This window comes from Marinobacterium sp. LSUCC0821 (assembly GCF_012848475.1).
Lineage (GTDB): Bacteria > Pseudomonadota > Gammaproteobacteria > Pseudomonadales > Balneatricaceae > Marinobacterium_E.
Genome location: NZ_CP051666.1, coordinates 1,889,666 through 1,904,885 on the forward strand (window position 1 = coordinate 1,889,666; position 15,220 = coordinate 1,904,885).

The following is a 15,220-nucleotide window of genomic DNA, read 5'->3' on the forward strand; positions in this document are numbered from 1 at the left end:
AATGAAGCGGGGTTATTAAAATTATTCACAGATCTTATCCCCATCTCCAACAATTATCCACAGAAACCGTAAAAAATAATTAAATCCTGCCAATTTTAGAACGATTTATTGATAAGCTAGCCACAGGAGGATTATCGAATTAGCAGGGCCTAGGGTAATATATACACAGATATAAACATCTTAGTCATATTTTGTTAACAGAGATATCCACAGAAAGCCTTTAGCTCGTAATAAAAAAGGCCGCCTAGGCGACCTTTCTAATTTGGAGTTATCACTACTTCCAAGGATCGGAAGCACCCCAGTTATCTCCACCAGATTCACCGCCAGCACCGTCTCCACCTGTATCATCTGCCCAGCTATCACCATCTAGAGAGATGCTGATTGTGTCTAGATCAACGTCCAATGGTGGATCAAGGTTGTAGGTCACGATCTCTGGGAAGAGGAAGATCAGTGTGAGTGACAACAGCATGATCAGGATAAATGGAATCGCACCCTTATAGATCTCCTGGGTCTTCATGCCATGAATGTTCTCACCCGTCACAGCATCTTGGTAATCATCTTTCGGCGCGACACTGCGCAGATAGAAGAGTGCAAAACCAAATGGTGGTGTTAGGAAAGACATCGACATGTTAAGACCAACCAATACAAGGAACCAGATCATATCGATACCCATATTCTGGGCTACAGGCCCGATCAATGGCATAAGAATGAACGCGATCTCGAAGAAGTCGATGAAGAAACCAAGAATGAAGACGATGACGCTGACAAACAGCACAAAGCCCATCTCACCGCCTGGAATAAAGCTGAATAGATGCTCAATCCAAAGGTCACCATTAATTGCTCGGAAAGAGAGTGCAAAAATTGATGAGCCAACAAGAATGAACATTACGAAGGTCGACAATTTAGCGGTTGAATCCAACGCACCCTTAACGACATCCCAAGTAAGTCGGCGACGAAGTATAGAAAGCAACAGCGCACCCACAGCACCCATTGCACCACCCTCGGTTGGCGTAGCCCACCCGATGAAGATTGTCCCCAGCACAAGGAAGATCAAAATAACTGGTGGCAGCATCGCTGTCAGAATTGAGATGTAGAGTTCAGAACCGCGCAGAGTGCGTGCATCTTCCGGCAGTGGCGGAACCATCGAAGGCTTAACAATCGACAGAACAAACATGTAAATCAGCAGGAAGCTCACCACCATCAAAGCTGGGAACAGTGCACCGGTGTAAGCATCTTTAACCGATACCGATAACACATCAGCCAGTACGATGAGGACCAGTGAAGGGGGTATGATCTGAGCAAGCGAACCCGCGCCCGTCAAAAGACCTGCAGCTGTAGGGTAGTGATACTTGTAACGCATCATCACTGGCAGAGAAATCAGACCCATCGAGATAACCGAAGCGGCTACCACACCAGTCGTTGCTGCAAGTAGTGCACCTACAAGTATAACTGCATAGCCCAAGCCACCCGGTACACGACCAAATAGCTGACCGGCTGACTCTAGAAGGTCCTCCGCCATACCGGAGCGCTGCAGGATAATCCCCATAAAGGTAAAGAACGGGATCGCCAGGAGAGTATCGTTCTGCATAATGCCGTAGATACGCTCAGGAATAGCCTGTAAAAGAACAAAGTCTAGAAGCCCAAGCTCATGACCAATGAGCGCGAAAAGAATACCATTTGCTGCAAGACTAAAAGCAACAGGGAAACCAGAAAGAAGGAAGAAGATCAGCGAGCCGAACATGATCGGCGCGAGGTTATCCGTTAGAAACTCCATTTATGCTTTCTCCTTCTCATCGTCCATGCTGACGGTTGCATGGCCACCATGTGCTAACGGATCTTCAATTAAACCTTTCAAGAATGCCCAACGCTTAACGAGCTCGCTTAACCCTTGCAAAAAGAGAAGGCCAAAACCAATTGGGATCATAGCTCGCACTGGCCAGCGAATAAGACCGCCCGCGTTAGCACTCACCTCTTGGTTAATATAAGTCTCAACAAGGTTAGGGATCGATTGCAGCGTGATGTATAGAGTCACTGGCAAGACAAATAGGAGGAGCCCGAAGAAATCGATCCAGTTTCGAGTACGTGGCGACATGCGCTGACTCATTACGTCAATTCGAACATGCTCATTCACTTTAAGCACATAACCCGCAGCGAATGTGAAAACAGCAGCAAAAAGGTACCACTGCAACTCCAGCATCGCATTCGACGCTATGTTGAACATGTAGCGTGTTGTTGCATTACCAGCACTGACCAGCACTGCAGCAAGAATTAGCCATTTGATGTAGCGTCCAACGAATGAGTTTAAGCAGTCGACGGCACTAGAGAACTTTAGCAAAGCATTCATCCCTAAAAGCGCTCCGAAATTAATAGTTTTAATTTTTAATAGACTGCAGTTTGCCCAGTTTAGTACTTAGGCACAACAGACGCCGGCTCTGGTAGGACCAGTTAGCCTTCGATAGTAGACCAAAGTATTAGATTACAAATAGCCGTTTATGAATAACCTAGGACTGTTGTCGATTTCGTATTCCAAAATGAATTCGTAATCCTTCCTAGAAAAATAAATGCCCTTCGGGACAAGTAAAGGAAAAATCATGAAACGTAGAGATCTGTTTAAAGGTGCTGTACTTGCAGCAGCGGTATCATCAGCTACTGCACTACAGGCAGCTGAACTTCCAGAAATTAGCTGGCGTCTACAGTCAGCTGTACCACCAGGCATTGGCTTCTACATGGGTGGTGTCTACTTCGCTGAAGAAGTAGAGAAGATGACTAACGGTAAATTCAAAATCCGCGTTTTCCCAGCTGGTGAAATCGTGGGTACGATGCAGATCTTTGATGCGGTATCAGACGGTACAGTTGAAGCGGGTCACACAGCGTCTTACTACTACTACGGTAAGAACCCTGCATTCGCACTAGATACTACTATCCCATTCGGTCTTAACTACCGTCAGTTCCAGGCTTGGTACAACCACGGTGGTGGTGGCGAAATGATCAAAGATCTATTCGCTAAATCGAACATCGTTCCTTTCCCAGCTGGTAACACTGGTGTACAGATGGGCGGCTGGTACAACAAAGAGATCAAATCTCTTGCTGACCTTCAGGGTCTGAAAATGCGTATCGGTGGTATGGGCGGTAAGATCATCGAGAAGCTTGGTGTAGTACCTCAGTCTATCCCAGGCGGCGATATCTTCCCTTCTCTTGAGAAAGGTACTATCGACGCAGCTGAATGGGTTGGTCCATTCGATGACATGAAGATGGGCTTCAACAAGGTTGCTAAGTTCTACTACACTCCAGGTTGGTGGGAAGCAGCTCCAAACCTTTCTGTATACATCAACAAAGAGAAGTTCGACTCTCTACCAGTTGAGTACCAGAACATCGTTGCAGCAGCAGCTGAAGTTGCTAACGTAAAAACAACTGCGTTCTACGATGCGAAGAACCCAGAAGCACTTAAGACCATCCTAGCGGGCGGTACTAAGATGAAGATCTTCCCGAAAGATGTAATGGATGGTGCTTGGGATGCTGCACAGCAGACTTACGCAGAGCTTGAAGCATCTAGCGAAGACTTCAAAAAGATCTACGGCAGCATGAAGCAGTTCCAGAAAGATCAGAACCAGTGGATGAGCGTATCAGAAGGTCCACTAGACTCTTACATGCAGCGTAAGCTTAAGTAATCAGTCCTCTTTGATCTGAATATAAAACCAGCCTGCGGGCTGGTTTTTTGTTTTTGTCGTTAAACTCCGACAAAACATTTGCAACAGCTAAATGATTTCTATAGTATGTCGCGTCTCGAATTTTAGGTTGAAGTCCATACACTTCAGCCAAAACTAAAAGTGGACTTGTAAGTAGGACAAGGCAATGAAAAGAACATTTCAACCAAGCGTACTAAAGCGTAAGCGTACTCACGGTTTCCGTGCACGCATGGCTACTAAGAACGGCCGTCAGGTTCTGGCACGTCGTCGTTCACGTGGTCGCGCTCGCCTAGCTGCTTAATAGCGGTCTAGCGCAGCCATATGGCTGAGTTCGAATACCCTCGCCAGTTACGTCTGTTAACTGGCGGTGACTTTAAAAGGGTATTCGACAAAGCCGACTTCAAGGTCAGCGACAACCACCTGCTGATACTTGCCCGTAAAAACAAAACTGAACAACCCCGCATCGGTTTTGTCCTTTCGAAAAAAAATATCCGAAGAGCCGTGAATCGAAACCGTATTCGACGTATCATTCGCGAGTCATTTAGGCTGAACCAACATCAACTGCCCCAGGTAGATATCGTTATTCTTGCACGCAAGGGTATTGATCAGCTCGAAAATCCAGATGTACATAAACTGATTTCGAAGAGTTGGAACAGACTAAACAAGCAAGCTTTTAAAGCGCAAACCTCAGAAAAAGGTAAGGTTTAACCCGCCATGGATGTACAGCGAGTCATATTAATTGCAGCACTGGCATTGATCTCATATATGATGGTCCTCCAGTGGAATGCAGACTACAACAACCCAGTAGCTTCTCAACCTACTCAGGCTGAAACAGTTTCTGCATACCAACCTGCTAGTAGCGATCTTCCAAGCACTGCTGCACCAGCAAACAGCGATCTTCCAACTGCCGCAAACAGTGTAACTAGCACAGTAGCTGCAGCATCAGGAAAGTTGATCAGTGTTACAACTGATAACCTAGCTGTTCTAATCGACCCACGTGGCGGCGATATTATCGAAGTTAAATTGCTAAACCACACTGCTAAATTGAACGAGAAAGATCCATTTGTCCTTCTTGAGCAGAATGCGAACCGCACCTACGTTGCACAATCAGGTTTAGTTGGTGCTAACGGCCCAGATGCAGCGGCTGAAGGTCGCCCTCTCTACTCTTCAACATCAGATAGCTACGCTATGGGTGATGCTGATTCACTAACTGTGGATCTAAACCTTGACCAAAATGGCGTGATTATCACTAAGAGCTTCACGTTCACTCGTGCTAGCAACGCTGTTGCAATGAACTACACTATCAACAACCAGAGCAGTGCTAATTGGCAGGGTGCTCTGTTTGGCCAGATCAAACGTGATGCAAGCGAAGACCCTTCTCAAACCACTGATATGGGCATGCAATCTTACCTAGGTACTGTCTTCTCAACAGAGGCTGACAACTACCAGAAGATCTCATTTAGCGATATCGACGATAAGCGTTTCAGCCAGACCAGCCCTAACGGTTGGGTTGCAATGGTTCAGCACTATTTCCTAAGTGCATGGGTTCCAGCTCCTGGCCAAGATTACAGCTACACTGCACGCAAGCTAAATGGCAACTACATCGCAGGCTTCATGTCTCCAGCGATCAATGTAGCGCCTGGTGCTAGCGGTGAAGCTTCTGCTGTATTTTATGCAGGCCCTAAAGATACAGACCAGCTAGAGAAGATTGCACCTAACCTCGACCTAACCATCGACTTCGGTATTCTCTTCTTCATTGCATCACCAATGTACATGCTATTGAAGTGGATCTACTCAATGGTAGGTAACTTCGGTGTGGCGATTATCTGTATCACTATTTTGGTTAAAGCTGCACTGTTCCACCTGAATGCTAAAGCGTTCAAATCGATGGCTAAGATGCGTAAGTTTGGTCCAGAGATGACGCGTCTGAAAGAGCTCTACGGCGATGATCGTCAGAAGATGTCACAAGAGATGATGAAGCTCTACTCGAAAGAGAAGATCAATCCACTGGGTGGTTGTCTGCCTATTCTTGCTCAGATGCCTATCTTCATCTCGCTCTACTGGGTATTGATGGAAGCGGTTGAGCTACGTCATGCACCTTTCGTCCTCTACATTCAGGACCTTTCGCAGATGGACCCATACTTCATCATGCCGATCTTGATGGGTGCAACGATGTTTATCCAGCAGATGCTAAACCCAACACCGCCGGACCCAATGCAGGCTAAGATCATGAAGATGCTACCAATCATGTTCACCTTCTTCTTCCTGTGGTTCCCAGCAGGTCTAGTACTTTACTGGTTGGTAAACAACGTACTGTCGATTGCACAGCAGTATGTGATCAACAAACAGATCGAATCGGGCGAACTTAAGTAAATTTGCCCATAGGCACGCTGAAAGCTTTGGATAGTGACCTTTTCAGCTCATTGAATTGAGAGAGGTGTAAAGGATATGAATCTATTCGAAGCGATCAGCGTGCTTTTTTTATGCATCATCGTCAGCATATTCTTTTCTGTTTCAGAAATTTCACTCGCAGCAGCAAGAAAAATTAAGTTATCTCAGCTTGCTGATGGGGGTAATAACGCTGCAGCTAAGGTAATGGCCCTTCAGCAAGACCCTGGGGCTTTTTTCACTCTCATTCAAATCGGTTTAAACTCAGTTGCAATACTGGCTGGTATTGTCTCTGAGTCACAATTCACACCCGTATTTAAAACGCTGATTAGCTTTGTTTACGCGGGCCCCATGCTCGAGCAATTCTCAGCTGCCAGTGCATTTATTCTAGTAACACTCAGTTTCATTCTCTTTGCTGATCTGGTTCCTAAACGCATCGCAATGAACCACCCTGAAGCCATCGCAATTCGCGTTGTTGGCTCTATGAATGTGTTAATTACACTCCTCAAACCACTTGTATGGGTGATCAACGGCGCTGCCAATCTCTTTTTTAAATTGGTCGGCTTAAAGTCGGAGCGAATTGATGATCTCACTAACGATGATCTCTATGCCATGGTAGAAGCTGGTGCTGAAGCGGGCCTTCTGCGCAAGGAAGAGCATCAAGTAATAGAAAATGTTTTCGACATGCAGAGCCAATATATCACCACGGCTATGACGCCACGCGAAAATGTTGTGTTTCTATCAGAGAGTGATTCGACAGCAGAGCTACATGCAAAGCTAGCTACCGATACACACAGTCGTTTCTTAATTTGTGGAGAGACTATTGATGAGGTCAAAGGCTACATTGATGCTAAAGCATTTCTTAGACAAAGCCTTGCCGGTAATGAGTTATCGATCAATGCTGATATGGTCAATGAGTTAATTATTTTGCCCGATACACTTAACTTGTTTGAAGCGATGGAGCAGTTTAAAGCTCAACAATCAGATTTCGCTGTAGTACTAAACGAATATGCTCTAGTTGTTGGTGTTTTGACTATCAAAGACCTAATGTCGACCGTGATGGGTGAATGGGCGCAAACAGCTGATAATGAGCAAATCATCAAACGTGATGATAACTCTTGGTTGATGGATGGCTTAACACCGATATCAGATGTTATGCGAGTCCTTAATATTGAAGAGTTCCCTGAAGAGCAAAATTACGAAACCCTTGCTGGCTTTATCATGTATAGCTTGCGTAAAATTCCTAAAAGAACAGAGTTTGTAAGCTTCGCAGGGTACAAGTTTGAAGTCATCGATATCGATAATTTCAAAATTGACCAGCTACTTGTTACTAAAATTGAATCCAATTAATTGAGATTGAGCCCTTGTCTACGAGTCATGACACTATTGTTGCGCAAGCAACGGCACCCGGACAGGGCGGTGTCGGCATCGTGCGCGTCTCAGGTTCTCTTTCTACAGAGATAGCCAAAGCCTTTATTGGGTTCAACCCCAAGCCAAGATATGCACACTACACTCCTTTTTTAGCAGATGGTGAGCAGCTTGATGAGGGGATTGCGCTGCTATTTCCAGGGCCTAATAGCTTTACTGGCGAAGATGTTTTCGAGCTCCAGTGTCACGGCGGCCCAGTCGTTATTGATCTTATCATTCGCCATGCACTTAAACTGGGTGCCAGAATGGCTCGTCCTGGAGAGTTCTCAGAGCGTGCATTCCTGAACGATAAACTGGATCTAACACAGGCAGAGGCCATTGCAGACCTCATAGAGAGTAGTTCTGAGCAAGCTGCCCGTTGTGCCCTTCGTTCATTGCAAGGTGCCTTCTCTCGTGAGATCGATAGATTGGTTGATCAGCTTACTAACCTTCGTATCTACGTTGAGGCTGCTATCGATTTCCCCGATGAGGAGATCGATTTCCTTAGCGATGGCAAGGTCCGTTCTGATCTCGTTTTAATTATTGAGCAGCTCACTGAAGTAAGGGCTCAAGCACAGCAAGGCTCGTTAATGCGCGAAGGGATGACCGTTGTTATTGCGGGACGCCCAAATGCTGGTAAATCGAGTCTCCTGAATGCACTAGCCGGTCGCGAAACAGCTATCGTAACTGATATTGAAGGGACGACACGCGATGTTCTTCGTGAGCAGATCAATATTGATGGTATGCCGCTGCATATCATCGATACTGCTGGCCTTCGTGAATCGCCTGATAGAGTGGAACAGATCGGTATAGATCGTGCTTGGCAGGAGATTCGTAAAGCGGATCGTATTCTAATGCTGGTTGATTCACAAACCTCAAACACGACATATCCCCACACACTTTGGCCTGAGATGGTCGAGAAGCTTGATGGCGATCTGTCACACGTGACGCTAGTGAGAAACAAAATTGATCTCTCAGGTGAAACGGCAGGTATAGAGCAACAGGGTGATAACACGCTCATTCGACTCTCTGCTCAATCTGAACAGGGGATCAACCTGCTGCGTGAACACCTTAAAGAGATCATGGGATACCAAGGCAACACGGAAGGTGCTTTTATGGCACGTCGTCGCCATGTTGACGCGTTAGAGCAGGCTGCCGAGCTTCTCAATACTGGACTTTGGCAGCTCGATTCAAATGGCGCAGGTGAACTGTTAGCTGAGGATTTACGCCAAACTCAACAGATACTTGGCGAGATTACCGGAAAAGTCTCTGCTGATGACCTACTTGGAAAGATTTTTGGCTCTTTCTGTATCGGAAAATAGTCATCCACACATCAAGTTTGGCTTTGTCCACATAAAACTCCTGAAAATCCGTTCAATAGATCAAACTATTCAATAGTTATTCACAAAACTTGAAGAAAATCGGATATATCACTATTCGATGTGGATAATTTGTTACTTAATCAGCGCAAAAACGGTGATCAATGATGTGAATAACTTAGTCTGTGGGTAAGTACCCCATTTATACACAGCTCATCCAGAGGCTATTACCGCTAGCTACACAGTGAAGACAGGGGTTATTATTCGTATAAACAATTGAAATTAATATATTTAATTTAGTTATCAACTGTTTTTCGATTCACTAATAATAAACAAAATAATAATCTATCTTTTTTCTTTATCTTTTTATTTTATTTAACAGATCGAACATAGGTTTCTTTGAATGAATGGGTTGGCTATTTTTTAACCATTTCTTCAAACGCCAACCATAGGTATAATCGCGCGCACTTTCGCTCACAGGCTTGAGCACTATTTTTATGAGGTTTATGGTGGATTATCCAGATCGTTACGATGTCATCGTTATAGGTGGCGGTCATGCAGGTACAGAGGCAGCTCTTGCATCAGCTCGTAAAGGCGCTAAAACCCTGTTGTTAACTCATAACATTGAGACCTTAGGTCAGATGTCGTGTAATCCAGCTATTGGTGGCATCGGTAAAAGTCATCTAGTTAAAGAGATTGATGCACTCGACGGTGCTATGGCACGTGCGACTGACCGAGGTGGTATTCAATTTCGTGTTCTCAATGCGCGTAAAGGTCCAGCAGTACGCGCTACACGTGCTCAGGCTGATCGCATTCTCTACAAAGCGGCTATTCGAGAGATTTTAGAGAACCAACCTAATCTCGATCTTTTTCAACAGGCTGTAGATGATCTAATCATCGAGAATGACGAAGTACGTGGCGCTGTTACGCAAGCGGGTATTCGTTTTCATGCTACCAGTGTGGTTTTAACAGCCGGAACTTTCTTGGGTGGTCTAATCCATATTGGTATGGAGAACTACAGTGGCGGTCGTGCTGGTGACCCTCCAGCTATTCGCCTTGCGCAACGTTTACGTGAATACCCTTTCCGTGTAGATCGATTAAAGACAGGTACTCCGCCACGTATCGATGCGAGAAGTGTCGACTTTTCAGTGATGCAGGAGCAGCCGGGAGATACCCCTACTCCGATTATGTCGTTTATGGGTAGTAAAAGTGAGCAACCCAGACAGATCAGTTGCTATATCACCCATACCAACACAAAAACACATGATGTGATTCGTGCAAATCTTGATCGCTCTCCGATGTATTCAGGAGTGATTGAAGGGATTGGGCCACGCTACTGCCCGTCGATTGAGGATAAGATTCACCGTTTTGCGGATAAAGATCAGCACCAGGTATTTATTGAACCGGAAGGTTTAACCACGCATGAGTTATATCCAAACGGCGTATCAACCAGTCTGCCTTTTGACGTGCAACTTGAGATTATCCGTTCTATGCGCGGCCTCGAAAAGGCGCACATAACCCGCCCTGGTTACGCTATTGAATATGACTTCTTCAATCCGCAAGATTTGAAACACACGCTTGAGACGAAAGTGATTTCAGGTCTCTACTTTGCGGGCCAGATCAACGGCACAACCGGTTACGAAGAGGCGGGTGCGCAGGGATTATTAGCCGGCCTTAACGCTGCTGCCAGGGCGCTAGATCAAGATCAATGGTACCCACGTCGTGATGAAGCTTACATCGGGGTTCTTGTTGACGATCTTATTACGCACGGTACGTCCGAGCCTTACCGTATGTTCACAAGTCGAGCGGAGTACCGTTTGATTCTGCGTGAAGATAACGCAGATATTCGTTTAACTGAGATGGGCCGTAAGTTAGGGCTTGTCAGTGATGAGCGTTGGGACCATTTTTCACGCAAGCGTGATCAGATCGATTGCGAGCTCGAGCGTTTAAAAACCACATGGGTTCAAGCGAAGTCGAAAGAGGCTGAAGAACTTGCACCAAAACTTAGCTCGCCGCTGACACGTGAATATAATTTGGCTGACCTTGTTAAACGCCCAGAGCTTACCTATGCCGATATCAAATCGATTCGCCCAAGTGAGGTTGAACTCGAAGAGGCTGCAGAGGAACAGGTCGAGATTCAGATTAAGTATGCCGGTTATATCGATCGCCAACGCGATGAGATTGAGCAGATGCGTCGTCAAGAGAATACCGCCCTGCCGGAAGATTTTGATTTCGCGCTCGTAAGTGGTTTATCGAATGAGCTACGTTCAAAGCTTGAAGCGGTACGCCCGGCAACTATTGCTCAAGCATCTCGTATCCAGGGTATGACGCCAGCGGCTATCTCTCTGTTGTTGGTCTACCTTAAGAAACGCCAGTTGCAAGCTAAGGTGGCGAGCTAATGGCCTTTGATGCAAAAAAGATGCTGCAGTCAGGCTTGGCTAAGCTTTCGATCAATGCAACTGCTGAACAACAAGATCAGTTACTGAACTATCTTGCCCTACTGCAGAAGTGGAATAAGGCTTACAACCTGACAGCCATTCGTGATCCGGAACAGATGTTGGTTAAACACATTCTCGACAGTGTTGCGATCCAACCCTATGTGGCCGCCACAGATTTGATTGATGTTGGCAGTGGTGCAGGGTTGCCCGGTATCCCCATGGCAATTTTAAATCCAGAGTTGCCTGTCACAACCCTGGATAGCAACGGCAAAAAAACGCGTTTTCAGCATCAAGTAAAAATTGAACTAGGACTTGCGAATCTTGAGGTGGTTCATGGCCGTGTAGAGGAGTTTGCTGATCGCAAATTTACTCAAGTTACATCTAGAGCCTTCGCTTCTATCGAAGATATGGTAACGTTAAGCTCTTCGCTGTTAGCCGATGATGGTATTTTTCTTGCAATGAAAGGCCGTTATCCTGATTCTGAACTTGAATCACTACCAGCAGAGTATCAACTGCTAGAGACCTATTCACTGAATGTCCCCGGCTTAGACGAAGAGCGCCACCTGCTGAAGATTGGGAGAGCATAAGTTGGCTAGAATTCTGACAATCACCAACCAGAAGGGCGGTGTCGGAAAAACCACAACCAGCGTGAACCTGGCAGCATCACTTGCGGCTATGCATAAGCGCGTGCTGCTGATCGATCTTGATCCTCAGGGTAATGCGACCATGGGTTCTGGTGTTGATAAACACGATCTCAATCTCTCCGTGTATGAAGTGCTAACTGATCAGGCAACACTTAGCGAAGCAACGCTTAAACAGCTTGATGTGGGCTACGATGTGTTGGGTGCTAACGGTGACTTGACCGCTGCTGAGGTTGAGTTGCTGCAGATGCCGCGTCGCGAGTTTAGATTGAAAATGGCTCTTGAGGCGGTTGCTGATAACTACGATTACATCCTGATCGATAACCCGCCGTCATTGAGTCTGCTAACAGTCAATGCACTGGCAAGTTCAGATGGTGTAATCATTCCAATGCAGTGTGAATACTACGCGCTTGAAGGTATCAGTGCTCTAGTCGGAACTATTGATAAGATCCATGAACGTTTGAATCCGCACCTCAAAATTGAGGGGATTCTTCGTACCATGTTTGATCCGCGTATGAGTTTGACCAAAGATGTCTCAGACCATCTAGTGGAGTACTTTGGTGATGCTGTTTACCGCACTGTAATTCCGCGCAATGTGCGTCTAGCCGAGGCACCAAGTCATGGTTTGCCGGCCATTATGTATGATAAGAACTCTCGTGGCGCCCTAGCCTATCTAGCGTTAGCAGGTGAATTGGTGCGCCGTACTGAGAGAGAGCAGCCAACCAACGCTGCTTAATAGGAGAACTGCATGAATCAAAAGCGTCGAGGTTTAGGTCGTGGTTTGGATGCCCTGTTATCTGCATCAAGCTCACCTGCTCTAACTGAAAAAAACACTAGCGCTGAGCTGACAGAAATTGCTGTCGAAAAGCTAAGTCGTGGTCGTTATCAGCCTCGTCGTGACATGGAACCACAAGCCCTTGAAGAGCTAGCAGCATCGATTAAAGCTCAGGGCATTATGCAGCCAATTGTCATACGCCCAATCTCAGTTGATAAGTATGAAATCATCGCGGGCGAGCGCCGTTGGCGTGCGGCACAGATGGCAGGCTTGGATAAGGTGCCAGTGGTTATTCGCGATGTGCCGGACGAAGCGGCTATTGCGATGGCGTTGATTGAGAATATCCAACGTGAAAACCTCAACCCAATCGAAGAGGCAATTGCCCTGCAACGTTTGCAGCAGGAGTTCGAGCTCTCTCAGCAAGAGGTTGCAGATGCTGTAGGTAAGTCACGCACTGCAGTGGCTAACCTGCTGCGTCTTTTGAATCTTGTCGATGAAGTGAAGAAAATGCTTGAGTATGGCGACCTTGAGATGGGCCATGCGCGTGCACTGCTAGCACTGACCGAAGAGACCCAAATTGACGCTGCACGTGAAGTCGTTTCCAAAGGTCTATCGGTTCGCCAAACAGAGATGTTGGTTAGATCCCTACAAAATCCGGCTGAACCAAAAGAGAAGGGTGAGATCTCTAGCAAATATGAACGTATCGCTGATGATTTGACCAAACTCTTCTCAACCAAGGTGACCGTTTCTGAAAATGCTAAGGGCAAAGGTAAGATTGTTATCAATTACAGTGATGCGAAAGAGCTCAAAGCGATAGTGAAACAACTGCGCCAATAATTGATCAACCTCAACCATTAAGCCCTAAATTAGGGCTTCTAATACCAATGAACAGCATCATCAACTTGAAGCTAAATCCTGTTCAACCTATAATTGCGCCCGCTGTACATGGACTATGCGTGAAATTCGCAGGGTAAACTATGAGTTCAAACCTTGTTGGAAAGCGCTCAGACCGCGCTAAATCTCGGTATTTCACTGTTTTGAAATACCAATTAGCTACAGTGTTAGTGTTGTGTTTAGGTGCTCTGTTTTTTGATGTTGTGGCCGCCTACTCACTGTTAATTGGTGGTGCTATCTATTTAATTCCGGCCCACTACTTTGCAAAAAAACACTTTTCGAGTCCGTCCGATAGGTCGGCTCACGCCACACTCGCGGCGATGTATGCGGGTCAAATATGGAAAATGTCATTGATGGCAGTTGGGTTCTCCCTCGCCTTTGTATTGGTGAAGCCGATCAGTGTGTTTTCCCTATTTGCGATGCTGATACTGCTTCAGGTTATAAACCTAGTGATGCAGTTCAGCACTAAAACGATTTCTTAACCTTTGATAAAGAGAGAAACTGAGAATGGCTAGCGGAACTGTTACCTCCTCAGAGTATATTGCTCACCACTTAACAAACCTTACCTTCGGTAACCACCCTGAGAACGGCTGGAGCTTGGCGCATAGCGCTGCAGAAGCTGCAGAAATGGGCTTCTGGGCGATTAACGTTGACACTATGTTCTGGTCTGTACTTCTTGGCCTAGGATTTGTGTGGTTCTTCCGTAAAGTTGCTAAGTCGGCTACAAGCGATGTACCTGGCGGCGCTCAAAACTTCGTTGAAACAATCATCGAGTTCATCGATGACAACGTGAAGAGCATCTTCCATTACAAAAACGCATTGATTGCACCTTTGGCTTTGACCATCTTCGTCTGGGTTTTCCTGATGAACACGATGGACCTTGTGCCTGTGGATTGGATTCCTTTCCTAGCGGGTGAAATGGGCGTTCACTTTATGAAAGTGGTACCGACCACTGACGTTAACGCAACAGCTGGTATGGCTCTAAGCGTATTCGCTTTGATCCTATACTACAGCGTTAAGCAGAAGGGTCTTGGCGGCTTCCTAGCGGAGCTTAGCTTCCAGCCACTTGGCAAGTTTATGCTGCCATTCAACCTCTTCCTAGAAGTGGTTGGTCTACTGGCTAAGCCAGTATCTTTGGCGCTTCGACTGTTCGGTAACATGTACGCGGGTGAAATGATCTTCATCCTGATTGCACTGCTACCGTTCTGGGCTCAGTGGATCCTTTCGGTTCCTTGGGCAATCTTCCACATTCTAGTTATTACGCTTCAGGCGTTTATCTTCATGGTCCTAACAATCGTCTACTTGGCGATGGCCCACGAAGATCACTAAGCGTGTGACAAGAGTTTTACTTAACCGTAGAAAATTTAAACTTAAACTTAACTAAAATCGGAGAAAAACGATGGAAATGGCATTGCTATACATTGCTGGTGCACTGATGATGGGTCTGGGCGCTGTTGGCGCTGCAGTAGGTATCGGTGTTCTAGGTGGCAAATTCCTAGAAGGTGCTGCTCGTCAGCCAGAACTGATCCCACTTCTACGTACTCAGTTCTTCATCGTAATGGGTCTTGTCGACGCGGTTCCTATGATCGGCGTTGGTCTTGGTCTTTACGTACTATTCGCCGTTGCTGGCTAATAAGTAGTTTGAAAACTGAACCAACTACTATTAATCAGA

Annotated in this window: 15 protein-coding genes; 13 read left to right on the plus strand and 2 right to left on the minus strand. The window is 46.1% G+C overall.

What is annotated here, in order from left to right:
* Nucleotides 1-274: 274 nt before the first annotated feature.
* Both HH196_RS09180 and HH196_RS09185 read right to left on the minus strand, forming a co-directional pair.
* Entirely contained in the window at nt 275-1,774 is a 1,500-nt protein-coding gene (locus HH196_RS09180) for a TRAP transporter large permease subunit (RefSeq protein ID WP_169451825.1), read from the minus strand.
* A complete protein-coding gene (locus HH196_RS09185; RefSeq protein WP_169451826.1) occupies nt 1,775-2,344 on the minus strand; it encodes a TRAP transporter small permease subunit in 570 nt (189 codons plus the stop codon).
* 247 nt (nt 2,345-2,591) lie between these two features.
* Between HH196_RS09185 and HH196_RS09190 the strand changes: the two genes are divergently transcribed.
* The 13 genes from HH196_RS09190 to atpE all read left to right on the plus strand — a co-directional run bounded on the left by HH196_RS09190 (nt 2,592) and on the right by atpE (nt 15,181).
* The gene (locus HH196_RS09190) at nt 2,592-3,668 is read left to right on the plus strand and encodes a TRAP transporter substrate-binding protein (protein ID WP_169451827.1); all 1,077 of its coding nucleotides are present in this window, start codon (nt 2,592-2,594) and stop codon (nt 3,666-3,668) included.
* Nucleotides 3,669-3,852: 184 nt separating this feature from the next.
* Entirely contained in the window at nt 3,853-3,987 is a 135-nt protein-coding gene (gene rpmH / locus HH196_RS09195; RefSeq protein ID WP_169451828.1) for a 50S ribosomal protein L34, read from the plus strand.
* A gap of 20 nt (nt 3,988-4,007) precedes the next feature.
* Nucleotides 4,008-4,394, plus strand: coding sequence for a ribonuclease P protein component (rnpA, locus tag HH196_RS09200; protein WP_169451829.1), 387 nt, complete (start codon nt 4,008-4,010; stop codon nt 4,392-4,394).
* Between the two features lie 6 nt (nt 4,395-4,400).
* Entirely contained in the window at nt 4,401-6,059 is a 1,659-nt protein-coding gene (yidC, locus tag HH196_RS09205) for a membrane protein insertase YidC (protein ID WP_169451830.1), read from the plus strand.
* Between the two features lie 75 nt (nt 6,060-6,134).
* On the plus strand, nt 6,135-7,424 hold the full coding sequence (locus tag HH196_RS09210) for a hemolysin family protein (RefSeq protein WP_169451831.1): 1,290 nt from the start codon (nt 6,135-6,137) through the stop codon (nt 7,422-7,424).
* Between the two features lie 14 nt (nt 7,425-7,438).
* The gene (gene mnmE / locus HH196_RS09215; RefSeq protein WP_169451832.1) at nt 7,439-8,803 is read left to right on the plus strand and encodes a tRNA uridine-5-carboxymethylaminomethyl(34) synthesis GTPase MnmE; all 1,365 of its coding nucleotides are present in this window, start codon (nt 7,439-7,441) and stop codon (nt 8,801-8,803) included.
* Nucleotides 8,804-9,309: 506 nt separating this feature from the next.
* On the plus strand, nt 9,310-11,199 hold the full coding sequence (gene mnmG / locus HH196_RS09220) for a tRNA uridine-5-carboxymethylaminomethyl(34) synthesis enzyme MnmG (RefSeq protein WP_211160780.1): 1,890 nt from the start codon (nt 9,310-9,312) through the stop codon (nt 11,197-11,199).
* Nucleotides 11,199-11,825: a 16S rRNA (guanine(527)-N(7))-methyltransferase RsmG gene (gene rsmG, locus HH196_RS09225; protein WP_169451834.1), complete on the plus strand. Its 627-nt coding sequence runs from the start codon at nt 11,199-11,201 to the stop codon at nt 11,823-11,825. The genes mnmG and rsmG overlap by 1 nt, the downstream gene beginning before the upstream one ends.
* Before the next feature lies 1 nt (nt 11,826).
* Nucleotides 11,827-12,615 (plus strand): ParA family protein, encoded by a 789-nt coding sequence (locus HH196_RS09230; RefSeq protein WP_169451835.1) that lies wholly within the window; start codon nt 11,827-11,829, stop codon nt 12,613-12,615.
* 12 nt (nt 12,616-12,627) lie between these two features.
* Entirely contained in the window at nt 12,628-13,491 is an 864-nt protein-coding gene (locus tag HH196_RS09235) for a ParB/RepB/Spo0J family partition protein (RefSeq protein ID WP_169451836.1), read from the plus strand.
* A 140-nt stretch (nt 13,492-13,631) separates the two neighbouring features.
* Nucleotides 13,632-14,030 carry an ATP synthase subunit I gene (locus tag HH196_RS09240; protein ID WP_169451837.1) on the plus strand — a complete coding sequence of 133 codons (399 nt, stop codon included), beginning with the start codon at nt 13,632-13,634 and terminating at the stop codon, nt 14,028-14,030.
* 25 nt (nt 14,031-14,055) lie between these two features.
* Nucleotides 14,056-14,877: a F0F1 ATP synthase subunit A gene (gene atpB / locus HH196_RS09245; RefSeq protein WP_169451838.1), complete on the plus strand. Its 822-nt coding sequence runs from the start codon at nt 14,056-14,058 to the stop codon at nt 14,875-14,877.
* A 70-nt stretch (nt 14,878-14,947) separates the two neighbouring features.
* Nucleotides 14,948-15,181, plus strand: a complete 234-nt coding sequence (gene atpE, locus HH196_RS09250) for a F0F1 ATP synthase subunit C (protein WP_169451839.1) — start codon at nt 14,948-14,950, stop codon at nt 15,179-15,181.
* Nucleotides 15,182-15,220: the final 39 nt, after the last annotated feature.